At 70.0% G+C, this 14895-nt stretch carries 11 protein-coding genes, 1 tRNA gene and 2 pseudogenes; 4 read left to right on the forward strand and 10 right to left on the reverse strand.

From position 1 onward, the window contains the following. Positions 1-56 precede the first annotated feature (56 nt). From FBY22_RS37510 to FBY22_RS37520, 3 genes are all read right to left on the reverse strand, one after another. Positions 57-1967, reverse strand: a complete 1911-nt coding sequence (locus FBY22_RS37510; protein ID WP_142152399.1) for a hypothetical protein — start codon at positions 1965-1967, stop codon at positions 57-59. Positions 1968-2120: 153 nt separating this feature from the next. Then, entirely contained in the window at positions 2121-2339 is a 219-nt protein-coding gene (locus FBY22_RS37515; RefSeq protein ID WP_142152400.1) for a hypothetical protein, read from the reverse strand. Positions 2340-2391: 52 nt separating this feature from the next. Then, positions 2392-2607, reverse strand: coding sequence for a hypothetical protein (locus tag FBY22_RS37520; protein ID WP_174267357.1), 216 nt, complete (start codon positions 2605-2607; stop codon positions 2392-2394). 233 nt (positions 2608-2840) lie between these two features. On the opposite strand from FBY22_RS37520, the gene FBY22_RS37525 reads away from it, so the two are divergent. Together FBY22_RS37525 and FBY22_RS37530 are read left to right on the forward strand one after the other, a co-directional pair. Next, positions 2841-3239 (forward strand): helix-turn-helix transcriptional regulator, encoded by a 399-nt coding sequence (locus FBY22_RS37525; protein ID WP_142152401.1) that lies wholly within the window; start codon positions 2841-2843, stop codon positions 3237-3239. A gap of 201 nt (positions 3240-3440) precedes the next feature. Continuing rightward, positions 3441-3689 (forward strand): hypothetical protein, encoded by a 249-nt coding sequence (locus FBY22_RS37530; protein WP_239015294.1) that lies wholly within the window; start codon positions 3441-3443, stop codon positions 3687-3689. Positions 3690-3764: 75 nt separating this feature from the next. On the opposite strand, the gene FBY22_RS37535 is transcribed toward FBY22_RS37530, so the two are convergent. Beyond that, positions 3765-3848: transfer RNA gene (locus tag FBY22_RS37535), tRNA-Leu, on the reverse strand. Positions 3849-4265: 417 nt separating this feature from the next. Between FBY22_RS37535 and FBY22_RS37540 the strand changes: the two genes are divergently transcribed. Both FBY22_RS37540 and FBY22_RS37545 read left to right on the forward strand, forming a co-directional pair. Next, on the forward strand, positions 4266-5039 hold the full coding sequence (locus FBY22_RS37540; RefSeq protein ID WP_142152402.1) for an ABC transporter ATP-binding protein: 774 nt from the start codon (positions 4266-4268) through the stop codon (positions 5037-5039). Further along, positions 5039-7567 carry an ABC transporter permease gene (locus FBY22_RS37545; protein WP_142152403.1) on the forward strand — a complete coding sequence of 843 codons (2529 nt, stop codon included), beginning with the start codon at positions 5039-5041 and terminating at the stop codon, positions 7565-7567. The genes FBY22_RS37540 and FBY22_RS37545 overlap by 1 nt, the downstream gene beginning before the upstream one ends. 67 nt (positions 7568-7634) lie before the next feature. Here the strand turns inward: FBY22_RS37545 and FBY22_RS37550 are convergent, their stop codons facing one another. From FBY22_RS37550 to eno, 6 genes and pseudogenes are all read right to left on the reverse strand, one after another. Further along, the gene (locus FBY22_RS37550) at positions 7635-8936 is read right to left on the reverse strand and encodes a cyclopropane-fatty-acyl-phospholipid synthase family protein (protein WP_142152404.1); all 1302 of its coding nucleotides are present in this window, start codon (positions 8934-8936) and stop codon (positions 7635-7637) included. A 238-nt stretch (positions 8937-9174) separates the two neighbouring features. Beyond that, the gene (locus tag FBY22_RS37555; protein ID WP_142152405.1) at positions 9175-10554 is read right to left on the reverse strand and encodes an NAD(P)/FAD-dependent oxidoreductase; all 1380 of its coding nucleotides are present in this window, start codon (positions 10552-10554) and stop codon (positions 9175-9177) included. A 444-nt stretch (positions 10555-10998) separates the two neighbouring features. After that, entirely contained in the window at positions 10999-11955 is a 957-nt protein-coding gene (locus FBY22_RS45555; RefSeq protein ID WP_260845346.1) for a Ppx/GppA phosphatase family protein, read from the reverse strand. 153 nt (positions 11956-12108) lie between these two features. Then, a pseudogene (locus tag FBY22_RS45825) lies at positions 12109-12558 on the reverse strand (DUF501 domain-containing protein); the annotation flags it as partial. 23 nt (positions 12559-12581) lie between these two features. Next, positions 12582-13058, reverse strand: coding sequence for a septum formation initiator family protein (locus FBY22_RS37565; protein ID WP_142152407.1), 477 nt, complete (start codon positions 13056-13058; stop codon positions 12582-12584). A gap of 108 nt (positions 13059-13166) precedes the next feature. Beyond that, positions 13167-14463, reverse strand: a pseudogene (gene eno / locus FBY22_RS37570) (phosphopyruvate hydratase). Positions 14464-14895: the final 432 nt, after the last annotated feature.

Below are 14895 nucleotides of genomic sequence, written 5' to 3' on the forward strand. Positions count from 1 at the left end.
TTCGCCGCCGTGACCGGACAGGGACGTCCACCCCGCCGTGGCCACGGAGGCGAGCCTCAGGTCGCCGCCGGTGACGCGCTGGCCGCCGGCGACGAGGGGGCCTCGGTGGGTGAGGCAGGCACGCTCTCCGAGGGGGTCGGCGACGGCTGCGGACCGGACGGGCCGCCGCCCGGGTCGGGGGGCGTCGGGGTCGGCCCGGTCACCGGGCCGTCCGTCCTGGACGACGACGAGCTCCCGCCCGGCCGGGTCGACCTGGAGGCCGAGGCCGAGGCCGAGGCCGCGGCGGACGCGCTCCCCGACACCCCCGGCGAGGGACTGCCGTGCAGTCCGGACGCACCGGGCGACGCCGACGGCGACAGTGAGGCGCCGCTTCCGGAGGAGTCCTGGGAGTCGTCCTCCCCCGGCGTCGAGGCGTCCTGGGGACCCGGAGGCTCCGTGGACACGCCCGGCTGCAGGATGGGCGCGATCGGCGGCTGCTTCGGCAGCGGCTTCGGAGTCATCCCGGACACCCAGGCGTAGCTGAGCCCGGTCAGCCCGGCCAGCGCGAGCGCGCAGACCACGATCCGCAGGCGGGGCCGGCCGGCCGTGGAGCGCTTGGCGGCACGGAAGAGCCGGCCGCCCAGCTTCACGGACAGATAGACGACACCCGCCATGGGGCACAGCAGCATGACGCAGCCGATCACCCCTACGAACCCCTCGGCGATCCGCCCGTCCCCGAACGCGGCCCCCGTACCGATGATCTGCTCGGTCAGCGACCGCGTCATCGTCGCCAGGATGCGCGGCAGGTTCCACAGCGCGTACCCCAGCTCGCCGACGATCAGCGGCACCATCGTCAGCACCCACGTGGCGACGATGTGCCGGGCCGACTTCTTCAGCCCCGCGACCTCCTGGCGGGCCGCCCGGCCCTTGGCGCCCGGCAGCAGGCTCAGCAGGATCGGCTTGATCTTGCCGTAGAGGTCCGGCACCCCGGCGAGGTCGCCCAGGATGTAGTAGCCGTCCAGCCGGACGGCCGGCATCAGCTGCTCGAGGATCTCGAAGTGCCCGAGGTACACCGCGGCCAGGAAGAACTGCATCCCGGTCGCGAAGTACGCCCCGGCCATGGCGAGCATGAAGACGACGTTGAAGTACACCCCGCCCAGGTCGGTGCGGATGCGCCCGCCCCGCCCGATCCGGTAGACGTCCGTCACGTCGGTGTACATCGACGGCCAGATGAGGAACAGCCCGCAGCCGATGCAGCCGGGCCGGGCACCGCCGTACTTGCAGGCGGAGGCGTGGCCGAACTCGTGGAAGACGAGCGAGGCCACGGTCAGCACGAAGACGATGAGGATCAGTACCGGCTGGTCGAGGACCTGCAGGACCGGCTCGATCGCCCCGAAGAAGCCGAACAGCCACACGTCCATGGCCACCGCCGACAGCAGGACGGCCACGACGACGGCCGGCCGGTGCAGCCAGGCGAAGGCCGCGGCGATCCGCGCCGTCCGCTTCTCGTTGAAGATGACCCGGTGGCCCTTGAGGGCGAGCAGCAGGTCGGAGCGCGGGGCGTCGACCTCGTCGTCCTCCTGGCCGGCGGGCACCGTCACGCCGAGCGGCTGGAGCTTGTTCTCCACCAGGTAGCGGACGTTGTCGCCGCTGACCTCGCGGCCGAACCGCGCGCTGACCCGGTGGGCGATCGTCTCGGCGTCGCGGACGCCGTCGATGCTCGACGCCACCAGGTACAGCAGCCGGGACAGCTGCACGACCTGCCCGTCCCCCCGACGGGCGATGTACTTGGGGTCGGTGAAGCCCGATCCCTGGTACTCGCCGTGCAGTTGCAGCCCCGCGCTCAGCCGCGGGGCCGGTTCCGGCGGCTGTTCGACGACGGGCAGCTTGCCCGTCGCGACCTGCTCGTAGGTCACCGGCCAGCCGCCGGGTCCGGGCACCGGCCCGGTGTCGTACAGCGCCGTCGGACCATTGCCGAGCACTGTCATGCGTGGTCTCCCCCCAGAGTCCTCGGCGCCTTCCCCGGACCCGCCGCTTCCCCCCGGAAGCGCGGCGGGTTCCCCCCGGAACGCGCCGTGGGGGCGGACCGGGCCGTCAGGTGCTCACGGTCCGCCCCCTGGCCGCCTCGGTAGCGGGTGCCGCTACTGCTGGACGGTGATGTTCTGCGTCGCCTGCGACTGGGCGTCCGACCACGAGGAGTGGTCGTTCAGGGCCGCGGACTCGTTGTGCGCCGAGATGTGGGCGACGTGCTTGGTGACGTTGACCGTCTTGCCGAAGCTGAACTTCAGCCGACCCAGGGCCTCACGGCCCGGCAGCAGCTCGGCGCTCTCGGTGTCCAGCTCGCGCATGTCCATGCTCATGACGGATGTCCTTTCGGTGTTCTCGGGTTGGTGGTGAGGTGGAGCGCGAGCGTTACTGCTGGACGATGATGTTCTGGGCGGCACCGGAGTCGGCCACGGACCACGAGGAGTGGTCGTTGAGGGCCGCGGACTCGTTGTGCGCCGAGATGTGGGCGACGTGCTTGGTGACGTTGACCGTCTTGCCGAAGCTGAACTTCAGCCGACCCAGGGCCTCGCGACCCGGCAGCAGCTCCGCGGACTCGGCCTCAAGCTCGTGGGCGTCCATCATGATCAATTCCCCCTCAGGGATGGGCACTTCCGATCAGACAGCGTCAGGTTCCCCCCGGACTCTGTCCAATCTGGTCGGACGGGCTGTCCAACGAGATTGGACACTAGGGCCTCGCGGGGCCGATGCGCAACCCGTTCGGGGAATCACCCTTTCGGCGACCCCGGGACACGACCGTAGAATCGGCCCCGACATGGACGGTCCAGCCGACACAGCCAGCAGGAAGTGACCCACCCGTGGCCAACGCACTGCAGCAGTTGATCCGTGACCGCCTCGACCGCAAGGGCTGGTCCTACGGCGATGTCGCACGCCGCGGCGGCATCCCGCGCTCCACCGTCCACCACCTCGCCACCGCCGACCGCGTCGTCCGCATGCCCCAGTCGGCCACCCTGGAGGGACTGTCCAAGGGACTGGAACTCCCGTTGGACACCGTGCGCCGCGCCGCCGCCGAGGCCTGCGGCATCCACGTCTACGGCAGCCCCGGCGACGGCGACCCGGAGACCGCCGCCACCGATCCCGAGGTCGACCTGCTCATCGCCAGCCTCCAGAAGCTGTCGGCCGACGACCGCCGGCACGTGACCGCCCTCGTGGAGTCACTGCTCGACCGCTCGGCCCCTCGCGCACCGGAGAAGTGACCGCCGCCCGGGCCGACTTGTGCCACCCGGCGAGCACGGACCGGCCCCGTCCGGCCCCCGTACGCACCGAGTTCCGTCAACTCGGAAAAAGAATTCAACTCGCCCGAAAGCACAGAGATCCCCCGCTAGTCTCTCGTCCTGCCCGAGAAGCGTGAGCCGCCCCACGACCACGCCGGGCCCCTGGGGGGAAGTGTGTTGTTCGTGCATGGCGGACCGGCCACGGCCGTGGTCCGCGGACCCGCCGGCCAATCGGTCGTCCTGCTCTCGGGCGAACTGCCCGAGGTGCTCACGGAGGGAGCGGTGGCCGAACTCGTCGACCTGGCCGCCGCGATCCTGGACGCCGAGGAACTGGAACTGTTCCACAGCTGTCTGGAGAAGCTGCGCGGCGGACTGCGCCCCGGCCGCCGCATAGAGGTCGACGGCGCCGTCCTCACCGTGTACGAAGGCTGAGCCCTGCGCAAGGGCTGAGCCGTGCACGAAGGGTGACGGCCGGCCACGGAACGCTTCGTCCCGTGGGCGCGGTAGTGCCCGGAGCCGGACTTGAACCGGCACGCCCGCGAAGGGGCAGCGAGGTTTAAGCTCGCCGTGTCTGCATTCCACCATCCGGGCAGGCCATGGGCACCGCGTCGAGGGTCCCGAGCCTATCGGGATGCCTCCCCCGAACAGCGGACCCATGGACCGATGTTGTCTTATTTTATTGACGTCTGAGGGTGCATCAGCACCTGGTACACGCCATCCGCACTTGCCAATAGCCTTTCGTGCGGCGCTCGCCCGCGCATGCGGAATGACGGAATTTCACCGCCCGAACGAGGGTGCTCCACCGGTTCTCGACGCCGGCCCGCGCAAGCGCTTGCCCGCTTCTCGGTCGTCAGGGATCCCCGTCATCCCCAGGTATGACACCGCGGCACCGGGTCAGACCCGAGTCGCCCCCCGGAACCGGAACTGCGACTGACTACACGGGCCTGTACGGCGACGACGATGGAACACGTCCCTTCCTTCAAATCGTCCCGCGAGGAGCCCCTTCCCGTGACCACCACACCCGTCGCCGACCGGTCCACCGCGACCGTGGCCGCACGCGCCACGGATCTTTCGAAGATCTACGGACAGGGCGAGACCCAGGTGGTCGCCCTGGACCGCGTCTCCGTGGACTTCCGGCAGGCCGAGTTCACCGCGATCATGGGCCCCTCCGGGTCGGGCAAGTCCACGCTGATGCACTGCGTGGCCGGCCTCGACACCTTCTCCTCGGGATCCGTGCGCATCGGCGAGACCGAGTTGGGCTCGCTCAAGGACAAGCAGCTCACCAAGTTGCGCCGGGACAAGATCGGCTTCATCTTCCAGGCGTTCAACCTGCTGCCGACGCTCACGGCCCTGGAGAACATCACCCTTCCGATGGACATCGCGGGCCGCAAGCCGGACAAGCAGTGGCTGGAGCGGGTCATCGAGATGGTGGGCCTGCGCGACCGGCTCGGCCACCGCCCCTCCCAGCTCTCCGGCGGCCAGCAGCAGCGCGTGGCCGTCGCCCGGGCCCTCGCCTCCAGGCCGGACATCATCTTCGGCGACGAGCCGACCGGAAACCTCGACTCCCGCTCCGGCGCCGAGGTCCTGGGCTTCCTGCGCAACTCCGTTCGGGAGCTGGGGCAGACGGTCGTGATGGTGACCCACGACCCGGTGGCGGCGGCGTACGCGGACCGGGTGGTCTTCCTCGCGGACGGACGGATCGTCGACCACATGTACGGCCCCACCGCGGAGTCCGTCCTGGACTTCATGAAGCAGTTCGACGCGAAGGGCCGTACCAGCTGATGTTCCGCACCGCCCTGCGCGACGTGCTTGCGCACAAGGCCAGGCTGTTGATGACCGTGCTCGCCGTCATGCTCGGCGTCGCGTTCGTCTCCGGGACCCTGGTCTTCACCAACACCATCTCCGACGCCTACCAGAACAGTTCGGCCAAGGGCTTCGACCGGGTCGACGTCGCCGTGTCCGCCAAGTACCAGGAGGACAAGGGCAACACGATCAGCAAGACGCCCGAGCTGACCCAGGCCATGCTCGACCGGAGCGCGAAGGTGCCGGGCGCGGCCTCCGCGGTCGGCGTCGTGAACGGCTTCACCGCCATCGCCGACAAGCACGGCAAGCTCATCGGCGGCGGCTTCCAGTCGCAGGGCGGCAACTACTGGGGCGACAAGGACGCCCGGTACCCGCTCAAGTCCGGCAGCGCTCCGCACGGCGCGAACCAGGTCGCCATCGACGCGAAGACGGCCGAACGCGCCGGGTACAAGGTCGGCGACACGGTCCGCCTCTCCGTCGACGGCCCGGTCCTCACCCCGACGATCAGCGGCGTCTTCACCACCGACGACGGCAACGTCGCCGCCGGCGGCAGCCTCGCCCTGTTCGACACGGCCACCGCCCAGAAGCTGTTCGGCAAGCCCGGCACGTACGACGAGATCGACGTGAAGGCCGCCGCCGGCACCTCCCAGGCCGCGCTGAAGGCCGGGCTGGACAAGGCGCTGGGCACGGAGCGGGTGGAGACCACCACCGGCCAGAAGCTCGCCGACGACCAGGCCGAGCAGATCTCGTCCTCGATGAGCGGGCTGAAGCAGGGCCTGCTGGTCTTCGCGGGCATCGCGCTCTTCGTCGGCACGTTCATCATCGCCAACACCTTCACCATGCTGGTCGCCCAGCGCACCCGGGAACTCGCGCTGATGCGCGCGGTCGGCGCCTCGCGCCGCCAGGTCACCCGGTCGGTGCTGATCGAGGCGTTCGTGGTCGGCACGGTCGCGGGCGTCACGGGCCTGGTCGCGGGCATCGGCATCGGCGCCGGTCTGCGCTCGCTGATGGGCACCCTCGGCGCCACCGTCCCGGACGGGCCGCTGGTCATCACGCCGGGCACGGTCGCGAGCGCCCTCGTGGTCGGCATCGTCATCACCATGCTGGCGGCCTGGCTGCCCGGCCGCCGGGCCGCGAAGATCCCGCCGGTCGCCGCGATGAGCAGCATCCACGCCCAGGCGACGACCAAGTCACTGGTGCTGCGCAACACCCTGGGTGCGCTGTTCAGCGCCGCGGGCGTCGCGGTGGTGCTGGCCGCCACGACGATGGACGGCTCGGACGGTCAGGCCCCGATGGGTCTCGGCGCGGTCCTGCTGATCATCGGCGTCTTCATCCTCACGCCGCTGCTGTCGCGCCCGCTGATCGCGGCCGCCGCGCCGGCCTTGCGGATCTTCGGTGTCGCGGGCAAGCTGGCCCGCCAGAACTCGGTGCGCAACCCGCGCCGCACCGCGGCCACCGCGTCCGCGCTGATGATCGGACTCACCCTCATCACCGGCATGACGGTGATGGCGGGCAGCCTGCAGAAGTCGATCGACAAGATGGCCTCCGCCGCGATCAGGGCCGACTACGTGGTCTCCATGGCCAACGGCAACTACCTCTCGCCGGACGTCGACCGGAAACTGAACGCGACCGGTGGGGTGACCGCCACCAGCCCGCTGCGCAACGTCTACTCGCGCATCGACGGCACGGGCGAGTCCCTGACCGGGGTGAACGGCGCCGCGATCGGCGAGCTGACCGACCTCAAGGTCGACCAGGGCACCTTCAAGGTGGGCGGCACGCAGGTCGTCGTCGACGAGGACACCGCCAAGTCGCACGGCTGGAAGGCCGGTTCGGCCTTCACCGCGCACTACGAGGACGGCAGGTCCTCCCGCCTGACGGTCTCCGGGGTCTACGAGGGCAACGAGCTGATCAGGGGCATCCTGCTGGACAAGGCCGTGGTCACCCCGCACATGACCGACCCGGGCGACATGCAGGTCCTGGTCCGGACGGCCGACGGGGCGTCGAGCGCCACGAAGGACAAGCTGGAGAAGGCCCTCGGAACCAACCCGGCCATCAAGGTCCAGAGCAAGCAGGACCTGTCCAACGACATCGCGCAGATGTTCACGCTGATGCTGAACATGCTCTACGGCCTGCTGGCCATGGCGGTGATCGTGGCCGTCCTCGGCGTCATCAACACCCTGGCCATGTCGGTCTTCGAACGCTCGCAGGAGATCGGCATGCTCCGCGCGATCGGTCTCGACCGCAAGGGCATCAAGCGCATGGTGCGCCTGGAGTCCCTGGTCATCTCCCTGTTCGGCGGGGTGCTCGGCATCGGCCTGGGCGTCTTCTTCGGCTGGGCGGCCGGCGAGCTGCTCGGCACGAAGATGGCGACGTACGAACTGGTCCTGCCCTGGGCGAGGATGGCCGTCTTCCTCCTCCTCGCGGCGACGGTCGGCATCCTGGCGGCCCTGTGGCCGGCCCGGCGCGCCGCCCGCCTGAACATGCTGACGGCGATCAAGTCGGAGTAGCGGTACGCCACGAGGGGGCCCCGTCCGACGCTCGGACGGGCCCCCTCGTACGTACTCCCGGGCGCTTCTACGCGGGATCCGCACCCCACGTCCGGGCTCGCAGCGGCATCCCGGACCCGCCGTCCTCCGGCGTCCGTACGGCCAGCACCTGGTTGACGCCGATGCGGTTGTGCTCGAAGGCGAGGGCGCAGGCGGCCATGTACAGCCGCCACACTCTGGCCCGCCCGGGCCCGGCAAGCCGCATCGCGCGCGGCCACTGGGCCTCCAGATTGGTCACCCACCGGCGCAGGGTGAGCCCGTAGTGCTCGCGGATGGACTCGACGTCGCGCACCTCGAACCCGGCGCGTTCGAGCTGGGTGACGGTCGTGCCGAGGGGCGCGAGTTCGCCGTCGGGGAAGACGTACGCGTCGATGAACTCGTCGACGTCGTAGGCCGACTCGTCGCCCTGTGGCCGGCGGGCGATCTGGTGGTTGAGCAGCCGTCCGCCCGGCCGCAGCAGCCGGTGCAGGTTCTCGGCGTACTCCAGGTATCGGTCCGCGCCCACGTGTTCGGCCATCCCGATCGACGAGACGGCGTCGTACGGGCCGTCGGCGACGTCCCGGTAGTCCTGCACCCGGATCTCCACCCGGTCGGTCAGCCCCGCGTCGGCGACGCGCTTGCGGGCGTAGGCGGCCTGTTCGTGGGAGAGGGTGATGCCGACGACGTTCACCCCGTGCTCGCGCGACGCGTGGACGGCCATGGAGCCCCAGCCGCAGCCGACGTCGAGGAGCCGCTGTCCCTCCGTCAGACCGAGCTTGCGGCAGACGAGTTCGAGCTTGTCGTGCTGGGCCCGCTCCAGGGTGGCGTCCGGGGAGGGCCAGTAGGCGCACGAGTAGACCATCGAGGGGCCGAGGACGATCTCGTAGAAGTCGTTGCCGACGTCGTAGTGGTGGCTGATGGCCCGTTTGTCGGTGCGCCTTGTGTGCAGGTGCCGGACCTTGCGGACCTCCTCGCGGGGCGGCGCGGGCGGCAGCGGCAGCCCGGCGATCTTCACGAGGCCGCGTACGGCGGCCCGCACCTCGGGGTCCCGCAGCATCTGCGGCAGGCTCCGGGCGTCCTCCCCGCGCTCCCACACCAGCTCCGCCATGAGGTCGAGGGTGGCGTACAGGTCCCCCTCGATGTCGAGGTCCCCGGCGACCCAGGCCCGCGCGAGCCCCAGTTCTCCCGGCTTCCACAGCAGGCGGCGCACGGCGCGGCGGTTGCGCACGACCAGGGCCGGCGCGTCCGGCGGCCCCGCCTGCGAACCGTCCCAGGCGCGGATGCGCACCGGCAACGGCGCTCCCAGCAACTGTTCGACGAGGCTCTTCAGCCGCGACGCGGCGTCGGCCATGGCGCACACCTCCGTGACAGGCGATCCCGGAATGCCCAGCACCACGAAAACAAAACCCGGGCGACTGTGCAGTCCCCCGGCGGCGTCACGAATATGCAAAAAGGTGCAGAGACCATCTACTCGGGTCGCCCATTCGGAGTCCGGACCCGGAGCCCGGACCCGGAGCCCGAACGCCGAAGGACCTCCCGCACCACGGATGGCGGGAGGTCCTTCGGTTCGTTCGGCGACCGGGGTCCGGTCAGGAGGCCTTGGCCTCGGTCTTCTCCTGCTTCGCGGCCGCCGGGACGGGCTTGGCGGCCTCGTAGAACTCCTCGCGCGGGTTCTCCATGGCGCCCAGGGAGACGACCTCGCGCTTGAGGAACATGCCGAGGGTCCAGTCGGCGAAGACGCGGATCTTGCGGTTGAAGGTCGGCATCGCCATGCCGTGGTAACCGCGGTGCATGTACCAAGCGAGACGGCCCTTGAGCTTGATCTTCATCTTGCCCATGACGATCATCGCGACGCCCTTGTGGAGGCCGAGACCGGCCACCGCACCCTTGTTGGCGTGGCTGTAGTCCTTCTGCGGGAAGCCCCGCAGACCGGAGATCACGTTGTCGCCGAGGACCTTGGCCTGACGCAGGGCGTGCTGGGCGTTCGGCGGGCACCAGGCGTTCTCGTTGCCCGCCTTGCGGCCGGCGAGGTCCGGAACCTGGGCGTTGTCGCCGGCGGCCCAGATGTAGTCGGTGCCCTTGACCTGGAGGGTCGGCTCGCAGTCCACGTGGCCGCGGGGGCCGAGCGGCAGGCCGTAGCGGGCCAGCGCCGGGTTGGGCTTCACACCGGCGGTCCACACGACGGTGTTGGAGTCGACCTCGAGGCCGTTCTTCAGCACCACGTGGCCGTCGACGCAGGAGTCCATCGAGGTGGAGAGGTAGATCTCCACGCCGCGGCTCTCCAGGTGCTCCTTGCCGTAGGCGCCCAGCTTGGGGCCGACCTCGGGCAGGATCTTGTCGGCGGCGTCGACGAGGATGAAGCGCATGTCCTCGCGGGACACGTTCTTGTAGTACTTGGCCGCGTCGCGGGCCATGTCCTCGACCTCACCGATGGTCTCCGCACCGGCGAAGCCGCCGCCGACGAAGACGAAGGTGAGGGCCTTGCGCCGGATCTCCTCGTCCGTGGTGGAGTCGGCCTTGTCGAGCTGCTCCAGCACGTGGTTGCGCAGGCCGATGGCCTCCTCGATGCCCTTCATACCGATGCCCTGTTCGGCGAGGCCGGGGATCGGGAAGGTGCGGGAGACCGCGCCGAGCGCGATCACCAGGTAGTCGAAGGGCAGCTCGTACGCCTCACCGACCAGCGGGGAGATCGTGGCCACCTTGCGGTCCTGGTCGATGGTGGTGACGCGGCCGGTGAGGACCTCCGCCTTCGGCAGCACGCGTCGCAACGGGACGACGACGTGGCGCGGGGAGATGTTGCCGGCTGCGGTTTCGGGGAGGAAGGGCTGGTAGGTCATGTACGACCGGGGGTCGACGACCGTGACGGTCGCCTCGCCGTAGCGCATCTTCTTGAGGATGCGCCGAGCTGCGTACAGGCCTACGTACCCACCGCCTACTACGAGGATCCTGGGACGCTCCGTGGTGCTCATGGCATCGAGTATCCACCCGTCTCAGGGGGGTAGCTCGTGCGCCCCTTCACAAGCTCCGACAAGGTGTGTGTTATCCTCCGCGACCCGCGTGACCAAGGTCCTGGCGCGGACCCTCGGGCCAGGTCCGTTACGACCCGTTGTCAATGCCGCGTGAGCTGCCTCTCTGGGCCTCCGGAGGTGCGGTGAGTCCTCCGAAACACCTCTCCTCGAGGGCCTCCGGGACCCCCTTCATACCATGATTCTGAACATGTTCAAGGGGCCGTTGGACCCTCGAAAGGCCCAACCGGGACCGTTTCACGGATCTCGGGGGCGGAATTCCTTGTGAAGAACTTCACGAACTTTCCCGACGACACATAACGGAGGGGCCCGCGAAGGCCCCTCCGGTGCGCTCATACGCTATCCGACCTGCTCGTCAGAGAGCTACCTATCGGTAACAAACGAGACCTACGCCACCGACCACGCGATGCCGTCGAGGATGTCGTGCTCGCTGACGACGACCTCCTCGGCGCCCGTCCGCTCCATGATCGACAGCAGGACGAGGGCCCCGGCGGCGATGACGTCCACGCGTCCCGGGTGCATGGACGGCACGGCCGCCCGCTCGGCGTGGGTGGAGCGCAGCAGCCGGTCGGTGATCTCGCGGACGCGCTCGCGCGAGACGCGGGAGTGGTGGATGCGCGCGGAGTCGTACTCGGGCAGCTCCTGGGCGATGGCCGACACGGTGGTCACCGATCCGGCGAGCCCGACCAGCGTCCGCGCCTCGCCGAGCGGCACCGTCTCCTCCGCGAGGTCCAGGGCCCGCTCGATGTCGGCCCGCATGGCCGCGATCTGCTCCTCGGAGGGCGGGTCGGTGACCGCGCCGTCGACCACGAGGTGCCGCTCGGTCATCCGCACACAGCCGACGTCCACCGAGCGGGCCGCCCGCACGTGGTCGTCCCCCACGACGAACTCGGTCGACCCGCCTCCGATGTCCACGACCAGGTAGGGCCGGGCGAGGTCGTCGCGGCCCTTGAGTTCCTTGGTCGCCCCCGTGAAGGAGAACTCCGCCTCCTGCTCACCGGAGATCACCTCGGGCTCGACGCCGAGGATGTCGACGACGCCCTGCACGAAGTCGTCCCGGTTGGAGGCGTCCCGGGAGGCCGAGGTGGCCACGAAACGGACCTTCTCGGCGCCCAGGTCGCGGATCACCTCCGCGTACTCCCGGCAGGCCGCGAAGGTGCGCTCCAGCGCCTCCGGGGCCAGCCGGCCGGTGCGGTCCACGTCCTGGCCGAGCCGAACGATCGTCATGCGCCGGTCCAGCTCCAGCAGTTCGCCGGTGCCGGGGTTGACGTCGGCGACCAGCAGCCGGATGGAGTTGGTGCCGCAGTCGACCGCGGCGACCCGGCTGAAGCCCCTGGGCGTCATCGGCCGGGCCGAGAAGAAGCCGCTGCGGACCACGGTCGGGTCCTCCTCGGCCTCCTCGCCGGGGAACTCGTCCGCCGGGTCCGGTGCCGCCAGCGGCTGCACGCACGGGCCCTTGAGCCACCACTCGGGGAGCATCGCGATGGCCTCGTCGCCCAGGGGGTTGACGCCCGGGCCCGCGGCCAGGGAGTGGCCCACGAGCACGTGCAGGCACTTCACCCGGTCCGGCATGCCGCCCGCGCTCGGGAAGCCCTCCAGCACCTCGATCTCGTCGCGCCGCCGGATGTAGTCCTCGTGCGCGGCACGGTACGCGGCGGCCAGCTCCGGGTCGGTCCGCAGCCGCTCCGTCATCTCCTTCATGACGCCGTTCGCCTCCAGCGTGCCGATCGCCGAGGCGGCGCGCGGGCACGTCAGGTAGTACGTCGTCGGGAAGGGCGTGCCGTCCGGCAGCCGGGGCGCCGTCTCCACGACGTCCGGTTGTCCGCACGGGCAGCGGTGGGCGATCGCGCGCAGCCCGCGCGGCGGCCGCCCGAGCTGCTGCTTGAAGGCCTCGACGTCGGCGTCGGTGGGCTCGGTGCGCGGGGTGGGCGGCGGAGGCGTTTCCACTGAGAACTGTCTTTCTGGTCAGGTCACTGGTCGGAGGCGTCGGACTTGTCGACCCCGTCCCAGACGTTCGCGTACCACGGGCGGTCGGCGGCGTCCCGTTCGGCGCGCGACCGCTTGGCGCGGTCCGGGTCGACGACGACGTATCCCGTCTCGCCCGGCATCACGTAGTGCAGGCGCTGCCGGATCTGCTGCTCGGCGTAGGAGTCGTCCTGCCAGCGTGCCTTGAGGTCGCGCAGCTGCTCGACCCGCTCCTTGGCCTGCTGCTCCTGGCGCTGCAGGTCGGAGATCTCGGCGCGCTGGGAGACGTACTGCCTTATCGGGTAGGCGAGGGCCACGACGAGGGTGCACAGCACCAGGGCGAGCAGCGCGGCGCGGCCCGTCAGCCGGGAGCGGTGGGCCTGCCGTTTGGTCTGGGAGCGGTAGACCCGGGCCGCCGTCTGCTCGCCGAGCAGTCTGAGCCTGGTCGCGGTGGAGAACCGGTCCCGGTCCTTCACGGCCATGTCCCCGCCTCCCGTTCATGCCGTTCACACGTGCGTACGTCCCCGCACACGGTACGGGACCGGTGCGGGGACGTACGTACGACTGGCTCAGGATTGACCCTTTGCGGCTCAGCCCTTGAAGCGCGGGAAGGCGCTGCGGCCCGCGTACACCGCGGCGTCGTCGAGGATCTCCTCGATGCGCAGCAGCTGGTTGTACTTGGCGACGCGCTCGGAGCGGGCCGGGGCGCCGGTCTTGATCTGGCCGCAGTTGGTGGCGACGGCGAGGTCGGCGATGGTGACGTCCTCGGTCTCGCCGGAGCGGTGGGACATCATGCACTTGAAGCCGTTGCGCTGGGCCAACTCGACGGCGTCCAGGGTCTCGGTCAGCGAGCCGATCTGGTTGACCTTGACCAGCAGGGCGTTGGCGGTGCCCTCCTCGATGCCGCGGGCCAGGCGCTCGGGGTTGGTGACGAACAGGTCGTCGCCGACGATCTGCACCTTGTCGCCGAGCTTGTCCGTGAGGACCTTCCAGCCGGCCCAGTCGTCTTCGAACAGCGGGTCCTCGATGGAGACGAGCGGGTAGGCCGCCACGAGCTCCTCGTAGTACTCCGTCATCTCGGCGGCCGAGCGGTCCTTGCCCTCGAACTGGTACTTGCCGTCCTTGTAGAACTCGGAGGCGGCGACGTCGAGCGCGAGGGCGATCTGCTCGCCGGGACGTACCCGGCCTGCTTGATGGCCTCGAGGATCAGGTCGAGGGCGTCACGGTTGGAGCCCAGGTTCGGGGCGAAGCCGCCCTCGTCGCCGAGGCCGGTGGCCAGGCCCTTGGACTTCAGCACGGACTTGAGGGTGTGGTAGACCTCGGCGCCCCAGCGCAGGGCCTCGGAGAAGGTCTCCGCGCCGATCGGGGCGATCATGAACTCCTGGATGTCCACGTTGGAGTCGGCGTGCGAGCCGCCGTTCAGGATGTTCATCATCGGCACCGGCAGCAGGTGCGCGTTCGGGCCGCCCAGGTAGCGGAAGAGGGGGAGGTCGCTGGCCTCGGAGGCGGCGTGGGCGACGGCGAGCGAGACGCCGAGGATGGCGTTGGCGCCGAGCGAGCCCTTGTTGTCGGTGGCGTCCAGGTCGAACATGGCCTGGTCGATCAGGCGCTGCTCGGTGGCGTCGTAGCCGACCAGCTCCGGGCCGATCTGCTCGATGACGGCGAGGACGGCCTTCTCGACACCCTTGCCCTTGTAGCGGTTGGGGTCGCCGTCGCGGAGCTCGATGGCCTCGAAGGCGCCCGTGGAGGCGCCGGACGGGACGGCGGCACGACCCGTGCTGCCGTCGTCGAGGCCGACCTCGACCTCGACCGTGGGGTGCCTCGGGAGTCCAGGATTTCCCGGGCTACGACGACGTCGATGGACGCACGAGCATCTCCTTCTTGGATGTGACGCTGGTTGTGCGGGGCACATGGGCCTTTCCAGGCCCCACCTCAGCCTTGCGACTAGAGCCTAACCGCCCCGGGGCCATCGGCCAGCCGACCGACCGTCCGTGGACAAGGACAGACGTTACCTATTGTTCACCCACGGAACAAAGACGGGTGAACACAGCATGTATCCCGGGCGACGACGGACGGGCGACGGGCCTACGCCGGACAGAGAAAAGCCCCGCTCCGGTGCGTACGGGGGAAGACGCACCGGAGCGGGGAGCCCATGGGGACGGGGGTGGCCCTCACGTGCCCCCACTGTGGGGGACACGGATGTGCGGGGCCTGTGGTTCGGCTGTGCCTTACTTCAGGTGCAGCTTGCTGACGGGTAGAAGGGTTGTGCGTCCTCGACGATGCCCTTGTTCAGGTCGAACAGCTTCTTCCAGCCGCCCT

Source organism: Streptomyces sp. SLBN-31 (assembly GCF_006715395.1).
Lineage (GTDB): Bacteria > Actinomycetota > Actinomycetes > Streptomycetales > Streptomycetaceae > Streptomyces.

What these genes read in the sequence shown, in the direction of transcription:
- FBY22_RS37550 (WP_142152404.1), bottom strand. Translation starts at nt 8,936, where the DNA reads ATGGCCGACGCCGCGTCGCGGCTGAAGAGCCTCGTCGAACAGTTGCTG.
- FBY22_RS37565 (WP_142152407.1), bottom strand. Translation starts at nt 13,058, where the DNA reads ATGGCCGTGAAGGACCGGGACCGGTTCTCCACCGCGACCAGGCTCAGA.
- FBY22_RS37515 (WP_142152400.1), bottom strand. Translation starts at nt 2,339, where the DNA reads ATGAGCATGGACATGCGCGAGCTGGACACCGAGAGCGCCGAGCTGCTG.
- FBY22_RS37545 (WP_142152403.1), top strand. Translation starts at nt 5,039, where the DNA reads ATGTTCCGCACCGCCCTGCGCGACGTGCTTGCGCACAAGGCCAGGCTG.
- FBY22_RS45555 (WP_260845346.1), bottom strand. Translation starts at nt 11,955, where the DNA reads ATGACGCCCAGGGGCTTCAGCCGGGTCGCCGCGGTCGACTGCGGCACC.
- FBY22_RS37555 (WP_142152405.1), bottom strand. Translation starts at nt 10,554, where the DNA reads ATGAGCACCACGGAGCGTCCCAGGATCCTCGTAGTAGGCGGTGGGTAC.
- FBY22_RS37510 (WP_142152399.1), bottom strand. Translation starts at nt 1,967, where the DNA reads ATGACAGTGCTCGGCAATGGTCCGACGGCGCTGTACGACACCGGGCCG.
- FBY22_RS37520 (WP_174267357.1), bottom strand. Translation starts at nt 2,607, where the DNA reads ATGATGGACGCCCACGAGCTTGAGGCCGAGTCCGCGGAGCTGCTGCCG.